General features: G+C 73.7%; 6 protein-coding genes. 5 read left to right on the top strand and 1 reads right to left on the bottom strand.

Translation table 11 applies throughout. The features are described from left to right. Window positions 1-292: 292 nt before the first annotated feature. The 5 genes from AC061S_RS38205 (at window position 293) to AC061S_RS38185 (ending at window position 6811) form a co-directional block, all read left to right on the top strand. A complete protein-coding gene (locus AC061S_RS38205) occupies window positions 293-1477 on the top strand; it encodes a glycosyltransferase (protein WP_478690468.1) in 1185 nt (394 codons plus the stop codon). Between the two features lie 257 nt (window positions 1478-1734). Further along, window positions 1735-2331 carry a DUF6643 family protein gene (locus tag AC061S_RS38200; protein WP_478690467.1) on the top strand — a complete coding sequence of 199 codons (597 nt, stop codon included), beginning with the start codon at window positions 1735-1737 and terminating at the stop codon, window positions 2329-2331. 72 nt (window positions 2332-2403) lie between these two features. Then, window positions 2404-3228, top strand: a complete 825-nt coding sequence (locus AC061S_RS38195; protein ID WP_478690466.1) for an MOSC domain-containing protein — start codon at window positions 2404-2406, stop codon at window positions 3226-3228. A 282-nt stretch (window positions 3229-3510) separates the two neighbouring features. Then, window positions 3511-4122: an Rv1733c family protein gene (locus tag AC061S_RS38190; RefSeq protein ID WP_478690465.1), complete on the top strand. Its 612-nt coding sequence runs from the start codon at window positions 3511-3513 to the stop codon at window positions 4120-4122. Window positions 4123-4339: 217 nt separating this feature from the next. Beyond that, the gene (locus AC061S_RS38185; RefSeq protein ID WP_478690464.1) at window positions 4340-6811 is read left to right on the top strand and encodes a right-handed parallel beta-helix repeat-containing protein; all 2472 of its coding nucleotides are present in this window, start codon (window positions 4340-4342) and stop codon (window positions 6809-6811) included. A 31-nt stretch (window positions 6812-6842) separates the two neighbouring features. Here AC061S_RS38185 and AC061S_RS38180 read toward each other — a convergent pair whose 3' ends face one another. Then, window positions 6843-7355, bottom strand: coding sequence for a GNAT family N-acetyltransferase (locus tag AC061S_RS38180; protein ID WP_478690463.1), 513 nt, complete (start codon window positions 7353-7355; stop codon window positions 6843-6845). Window positions 7356-7425 lie beyond the last annotated feature (70 nt).

Below are 7425 nucleotides of genomic sequence, written 5' to 3'. Positions count from 1 at the left end.
CCACCCGCACACCGGACCCCCTCGCCACCCCACACCCGGCATTGAGGCGGCACCCCGCCCGCCGGGCAGCCGCACCCGGCCCGGAATCCGCCAGCCCCGCGGCCGACCGTGAAGCGGCCCCGCCACGAGTGGCCCCGCATCCGGCAGTGAACCGGCCCCGGGACCGGCATCGCCGCCGTTCCCCGCCCCGCCGCACAGCGACCCCGCGCAGCAACCCCCCGCCTCGACCCGGACCGCCGAACCCCGGGTGTCCCGCCACCCCCCGCGGCGCCGCTCCCGGCACACTGCCGGGATGGGTTACCTCCTCGTCGCCGCGTTGGCCTCGCTCGCCGTCTGGCTCTGGCTCACCCTCGGCCACGGCATGTTCTGGCGGACCGACACCCGCCTTCCACCCCGGCACGCCCCCGCGAGCTGGCCGTCCGTCGCGATCGTGGTTCCGGCCAGGGACGAGGCCGAGGTGCTGCCGCGCAGCCTGCCCTCGTTGCTCGCGCAGGACTATCCCGGCGAGGCCGAGGTGATCCTGGTCGACGACGGCAGTACGGACGGCACGGCCGCCCTCGCCCGGCGGCTCGCCGACGCGCGGCCGGGGCTGCCCCTCACCGTCCTCTCCCCCGGCGAGCCGGGCGCGGGCTGGACCGGCAAGCTCTGGGCACTCCGCCACGGCATCGCGCACGCCCGCGCCGGCTCCGGCTCCGGCCCGGGCTCCGGCCCCGACTACCTCCTCCTCACCGACGCCGACATCGCCCACGAGCCCGACAGCCTGCGCGAACTGGTCTGCGCCGCGACGGCGGCCGATCTCGACCTGGTCTCCCAGATGGCCCGGCTGCGTGCCGTCAGCGGCTGGGAGCGACTGATCGTCCCGGCCTTCGTGTACTTCTTCGCCCAGCTCTACCCCTTCCGCTGGATCAACCGCCCCGCCGCCCGCACCGCGGCCGCCGCCGGCGGGTGCGTCCTGCTGCGCACCGAGGCGGCCGTGCGGGCCGGGATCCCGGAGTCGATCCGGCAGGCCGTCATCGACGACGTCTCGCTCGCCCGGGCGGTCCAGCGCACCGGCGGACGGATCTGGCTCGGCCTCGCGGAGCGGGTGGACAGCATGCGCCCGTACGACTCCCTCGCGGACCTGTGGCGCATGGTCTCGCGCAGCGCATACGCGCAACTGCGCCACCGGCCCGCGGTCCTGGCCGGCACGGTGGCCGGGCTGGTCCTCGTCTACCTCGTGCCGCCGGCCGCGCTCCTCGCCGGTCTGGCTGCCGGCCGGTCCGCCGTCGCCTGGGCGGGCGGCCTGGCCTGGCTGCTGATGGCCGGCACCTACCTGCCGATGCTGCGCTACTACCGCCGTCCCGCGGCCCTCGCCCCGCTCCTCCCGCTGACCGCGCTGCTCTACCTCCTGATGACCGTCGACTCGGCCGTGCAGCACTACCGCGGACGCGGAGCGGCATGGAAAGGCCGTACCTATGCCCGCCCCAGTGACGCCTGAAACCGGACTCCGTCCTTCTCCTTCACGTCATCCGAGGTCACGGGGTTATGACGCTTCATCAGCACAAGACCGGCGCATCATCCGTGCAACAGCCAACGGGTGAGTACGAGTAGGAGCAAGATGGGGCGGAAGTGACCAAATCGTGCACGTGAACGTGAAGTGAAACCTGTGGCCCTGACCTGCGAATATGCAGGTCAGGGCGGTGTTGACGGCACCTCGCTATGGACCCGGTGAAGTCGTGGGCTTAACTTAGGTCCATGACCTCCCCCCGCTCCACTTATGGCGGCGGTTACTACTCCGCGCCCTCCTTCCCGGACACCCCTATCTACGACTCCCTCGTCGCCGAACGCGGTACCCCGCAGATCGCCCCGATCCGCGTCCCCGCCGCCTACGACTCGCCGAGCGCCGGCTACTCGAGCGGTGGGTACCTCCCGGCCCTCGCGTCCGCGCTCCCCGCCCTGCCGGCAGCGCTGCCGCCCGCCCGGCCGCAACAGCAGCAGAACGCCCCGGCGTACGGGTACCCGTACCAGCAGCAGGCCGCGCCCCAGCAGATGCCGCACATGCAGCCCATGCAGCAGATGCCGCCGATGCAGCAGCCCATGTCGATGCCGATGCCGCTCCAGCAGGCGCCGGTGCCGTACGTTCCGCAGCAGCCGCAGCCGTTCGCGGCCCGCACGGGTTACGTTCCGCAGCCCCAGCCGCAGCAGCCCCGCCCGGTCGCCACGAGCACCGGGTACGAGGCCATGCGTCCGGCCGCGCCGCGTCCGATGCAGGCGCAGCCCGCGCCCGTCCCGGCCGCCTCGTTCGAGGACCCGTACGGGCGTCCGTACCAGCCGCAGGGACGCGGTTACTGATCGCCGCGCCGGGCCGGCCCCCTCCGACGAGGTCGCCGCGGAGTCCGTGAGGGCGGCTGGCAGTATTTCCCCATGGTGAAACTGCATGTCCGGTCGCTCCACGTCCATCCCGTCAAATCGGTGGCGGGGACGGCACCCGACGAGGTGGCCGTGGAGCCCTGGGGTCTGTCCGGTGACCGCCGGTGGGCGGTGGTGGACGGGGAGGGCACGGTCATCACCCAACGCCAGCAGCCGAGGCTGGCCTTGGCGCGGGCCCGTCCGCTGGGGGGCGGCGGGTTCGAGGTCTCGGCGCCGGGCATGGCGGATCTGACGGTGGAGGTCCCGGGGCGGGGTCCGCTGGAACCGGTGATGCTCTTCGGCAAGAAGATCGAGACCGTGGAGGCGGCGCGAGCCGCAGCCGACTGGTTCACCGCGTACCTGGGCGTACCGGCGCGCCTGGTGCACCTGGACGACCCGGCCGTACGGCGGCCGGTGGATCCCGCGTACGCGCTGCCCGGCGAGACCGTGAGCCTCGCCGACGGCTATCCGCTGCTGATCACCACCCTCGCCTCGCTGGACGCGCTCAACGCGCTGATCGCCGGGGGCGGCCATCCCGACGAGGGCCCCCTCCCGATGAACCGGTTCCGCCCGAACGTGGTGGTGTCCGGAGCCGAGGCGTGGGCCGAGGACGGCTGGGTGCGCCTCGCGATCGGCGACGCCGTCTTCCGCGGGGCGCGCGAGTGCGGCCGCTGTGTCGTGACGACCACCGACCAGACGACGGCCATGCGGGGCAAGGAGCCGCTCCAGACGCTGGCCAGGCACCGGCGGATCGGGAAGTCGCTGGCCTTCGGGCGGCTGCTGGTGCCGGTGCGGCTGGGGACGCTGCGGGTCGGCGACGAGGTGCGCGTCCTCGCGTGAGCACGTCCGAGCGCGAGCACCTCCGCGCGTGAGCACCTCCGAGCGCGAGCACGTCCGAGTAGGCGCGCCAGGGCCGGTGAGACCACCAGGAATGACACCTTCGAGGGGCTCTCGCGTCACCCTGGAACCAACCGCCACCGCCAGCCCGTTGGAACATTCGGGACGTGAGCACCGGATCGGGTGACACACGTCTCGCGCGTCCCGGAATGCGGGTGGCCGGGGCATGCGGGAGGCTGGGACGGCAGACAGGCGCAGACTGGCACAAGTAGGGGGAGCCGGACCGTGCGGACAGCAATGGGAGTGTGGCGCTGGCGGCGCAATCCGCTGCGCCGCCAGACAGATCTATTCGAGGCCTGGGTGGCCTTCGCGGCGCTGCTGTGCGTCCTGTTGGTGGCTCCGGCCGTCGGCTGGGCCGCCGGCCTGCGGGTGGACGGCACGCTGCAGCGGGCCGCGCGCGAACAGCGGGAAGAGCGTCATCTCGTACCGGCGGTGGTGGTCCGGCCGACGCCGGATCCGCTTCTCGGTGCGGCCGCCGAACCGGCGGCGCAGCGCCAGGCCCCGCAGCGTTCGCAGATCGTCGCGGCGTGGACGGCGCCCGACGGCAGCAACCACCAGGGCACGGTGCCGGCCGCGGAGGAACCGCCGCGTGCCGGCGACCGGTTCCGGATATGGACCGATACGCACGGCCGGCTGGTCGGACAGCCCCTCGACCCCTCCTCCGCCAGTTTCCACGCGGGCATGGCGGGGCTCGCGGCCGCCCTGGGCATCGCCGCACTGGTGGAGACGCTTCGCCGCCTGGTCGTACGAAGGCTCATGCATCGGCGGTACATCCGGCTGGACCGCGCCTGGGCCGCCGCGGGACCGGACTGGGGCCGGGCGGACGCGGGCAGCTGACCTGGCAACTCACCGGCCCCGCGCGCGCTACGGTGGAGCGCCGGAGCGGCTGCTGCGATCGGGGCCGTCGAAACGGCCGGGCGATCGAGGCGGACGGTCCGGCGGCGCGGGCCCCGAACGGCAGGGCGCGCGCACGGTCGGACACGCGGACGGTTCGGGCACGCGGACGATCAGCAGGCGGACATACGGAACACGAGGGTGGGGGCACGACAGCACCATGGCTCAGGGCACGGTCCAGGTGACGCACGGCGGTTCCTCGCGGTGGCGTCGCCGCTCCGGTGATTATCCGACGCTGACCGCCGCGCTGGCCGTGGCAGGCGACGGCGACGTCCTGTCCATCGCGCCGGGCACCTACCGGGAGAATCTGGTGCTGCACCACGCCGTGACCCTGCGCGGCCCGGAGGGCTCGCTGGGTTCGGTGCGGATCGCACCGCTCGACGGGGTCGCGCTGACCGTCCGCGCCTCGGCCGTCATCCAGGACCTCCATCTGGAGGGCCAGGACCCCACGGCGCCCGCACTGCTCGTCGAGGACGGCTCTCCCGAGCTCACCGACCTGCGGGTGAGCACCCGCTCGGCGGCCGGCATCGAGGTGCGCGGGAGCGGTGCCCGGCCCCTGGTCCGGCGCTGCACGGTGGAGAACGCGGCCGGCATCGGGATCGCCGTACTGGACGGCGGCGGCGGGGTGTTCGCCGACTGCGAGGTGGTGGCCGCCGGTCAGGCCGGGGTCTCCGTGCGCGGCGGCGGCCGCCCCCGGCTGGAGCGCTGCCGGATCCACCACGCCACGGGCGCCGGCATCGCGGTGACCGGCGACGGTTCGGGCCTGGAGGCACTGGGCTGCGAGGTCTACGAGATCAAGGGCGCCGGGGTGCAGATCGCCGCGCGGGCCACGGCCGTCCTCACCGACTGCGCGGTCCACCGCACCTCGGCCGACGGGGTCACCCTCGACACGGACGCGGTCCTCACGCTCGCCGGCTGCGACATCCACGACATCCCGGAGAACGCGGTGGACCTGCGCTCCCGGTCCGTGCTCACGCTCAGCCGCACCACGGTCCGCCGCTTCGGCCGCAACGGCCTTTCGGTGTGGGATCCGGGCACCCGCGTCGTCGCCGACTCCTGCGAGATCCACGACAGCACCGGCGACTACCCCGCCGTCTGGATCAGCGACGGGGCCGGGGTCTCGCTGGACTCCTGCCGGGTGCACGACGTACCGGACGCGCTGTTCGTGCTGGACCGGGGTTCGCGGGTGGACGTCGTGGACAGCGACATCTCCCAAGTGCGCAACACCGCTGTCTCGGTGAGCGACGGGGCGACGGCCCAACTGGACGACTGCCGGATCCGGGAGGCGGCCACGGGGGCCTGGTTCCGCGACCACGGCAGCGGCGGCACCCTCGCCAACTGCTCCATCGACTCCGTCCAGACCGGGGTGATCGTCACCAAGGGCGCGGATCCCACACTGGAGCGGTGCACGGTCAGCTCCCCCGCCGAAGCCGGCTTCTACGTGTCGGCGGGCGGGCGCGGAACCTTCACGGCGTGCCGGGTCACGGGCAGCGCGGGCTTCGGTTTCCACGTCATCGACGGCTGCCGGACCTCCCTGCACCGCTGCCACACCGAGCGCTGCGCGCGCGGGGGCTACGAGTTCGCGGAGGACGGCCCGGTCGCCGAGGACTGCACGAGCGACGAGTCCGGACCGCGCCTCGCCGCCCGGTCCGCCTCCGGCGTGGGCGCAGGCTCGGCCGCGGGGGTGGCGGCGGCCGGGGAGCGTACGGGGATCCGTACGGTATCGGCCGCGCCGAGCCCCGTAGCGGCGGGCACGGCCGAGCGGGTGCCGGCCCAGCGGCCGGCCGACGAGACGGAGGCCGCCGCCACGGGGCAGCCCACGGCCCGCGGTTCCGTCGAGGTGCTGGGACACCTGGACGCGCTCGTGGGACTGGACAGCGTCAAACGCGAGGTCCGCGCGCTCACCGACATGATCGAGGTGGGCCGGCGCCGGCAGCAGGCGGGGCTGAAGGCCGCCTCGGTCCGCCGCCACCTGGTCTTCACCGGCTCCCCCGGTACCGGCAAGACCACCGTGGCCCGGCTGTACGGGGAGATCCTGGCCTCTCTCGGAGTGCTGGAGCGCGGCCACCTCGTGGAGGTGTCCCGGGTCGACCTGGTCGGCGAGCACATCGGGTCCACCGCGATCCGCACGCAGGAGGCCTTCGACCGGGCGCGCGGCGGGGTGCTGTTCATCGACGAGGCGTACGCGCTGGCGCCCGAGGACTCCGGCCGCGACTTCGGGCGCGAGGCGATCGACACGCTGGTGAAGCTGATGGAGGACCACCGGGACGCGGTGGTGGTGATCGTCGCCGGGTACACGGCGGAGATGGACCGCTTCCTCACCGTTAACCCGGGGGTGGCCTCCCGCTTCTCCCGGACGATCACCTTCGGGGACTACGGGCCCGAGGAGCTGCTGCGGATCGTGGAGCAACAGGCCGAGGAGCACGAGTACCTGCTCGGCGAGAAGACCTCCGAGGCCCTGCTGACCTACTTCACCGATCTGCCCAGGGGGCCCGCCTTCGGCAACGGCCGCACCGCGCGCCAGACCTTCGAGTCGATGGTCGAGCGGCACGCGGGGCGGGTCGCGCAGCTGTCGGAGCCGACCAAGGACGATCTCACCCTGCTCTACCCGGCGGACCTTCCGGAGCTCTGACCGGACTCGCCCGCACGCGTACCGGCACCCCTCACAGGTCCCGGCGCATGCAGACCCGGGGCCAGCGGGCGAGCCCGTGCACGGCCTCGCGGTCGCGGATGTCCCGCAGGCCGGGGCCGAGGCCACCGTCGTCCAGGGTGCGGAAGCCGCAGCGGGCGTAGTACGGGGCGTTCCACGGTACGTCGGTGAAGGTCGTGAGGGTCAGCGCGGTGGCGCCCTCCGCCCGGGCCCGCTCCGCGAGGTGCTCCAGCAGGGACCGTCCGATGCGGCGGCGGGCGCTGTCCGGGTGCACCGACACCTGCTCGACGTGGAGGTTCCCGTCGACCCGGTCGGCGAGGAGGTACCCGACCGGGCTCCCCGACCCGGCGCCCTCGGCCGCGACCCAGGCCAGTCCGGCCCGCCGGTAGCCGAGGAGTTCCTCCAGCGGAAGCGGTTCGTCGTCGGCGATCTCCGGCATGCCGATGGTCCGGAAGCATTCCCCGGAGGCCCGCTCGATGTCCTGAAGGAGGGACAGCTCGTCGATGTGCGCTGCTCTGATAAGCATGTACGGCATTGTCCCGGCCGGGCCCCGGTCCGCGAAACGGGTTCGACACCGCGCCGGACAACCCCACGGC

The organism is Streptomyces sp. CA189 (assembly GCF_056428985.1).
This window is presented reverse-complemented; position numbering and strand designations above follow the sequence as displayed.

Coding starts and splice junctions, on each gene's coding strand:
- AC061S_RS38205 (WP_478690468.1), top strand. CDS start 293: ATGGGTTACCTCCTCGTCGCCGCGTTGGCCTCGCTCGCCGTCTGGCTC.
- AC061S_RS38200 (WP_478690467.1), top strand. CDS start 1,735: ATGACCTCCCCCCGCTCCACTTATGGCGGCGGTTACTACTCCGCGCCC.
- AC061S_RS38195 (WP_478690466.1), top strand. CDS start 2,404: ATGGTGAAACTGCATGTCCGGTCGCTCCACGTCCATCCCGTCAAATCG.
- AC061S_RS38185 (WP_478690464.1), top strand. CDS start 4,340: ATGGCTCAGGGCACGGTCCAGGTGACGCACGGCGGTTCCTCGCGGTGG.
- AC061S_RS38180 (WP_478690463.1), bottom strand. CDS start 7,355: ATGCTTATCAGAGCAGCGCACATCGACGAGCTGTCCCTCCTTCAGGAC.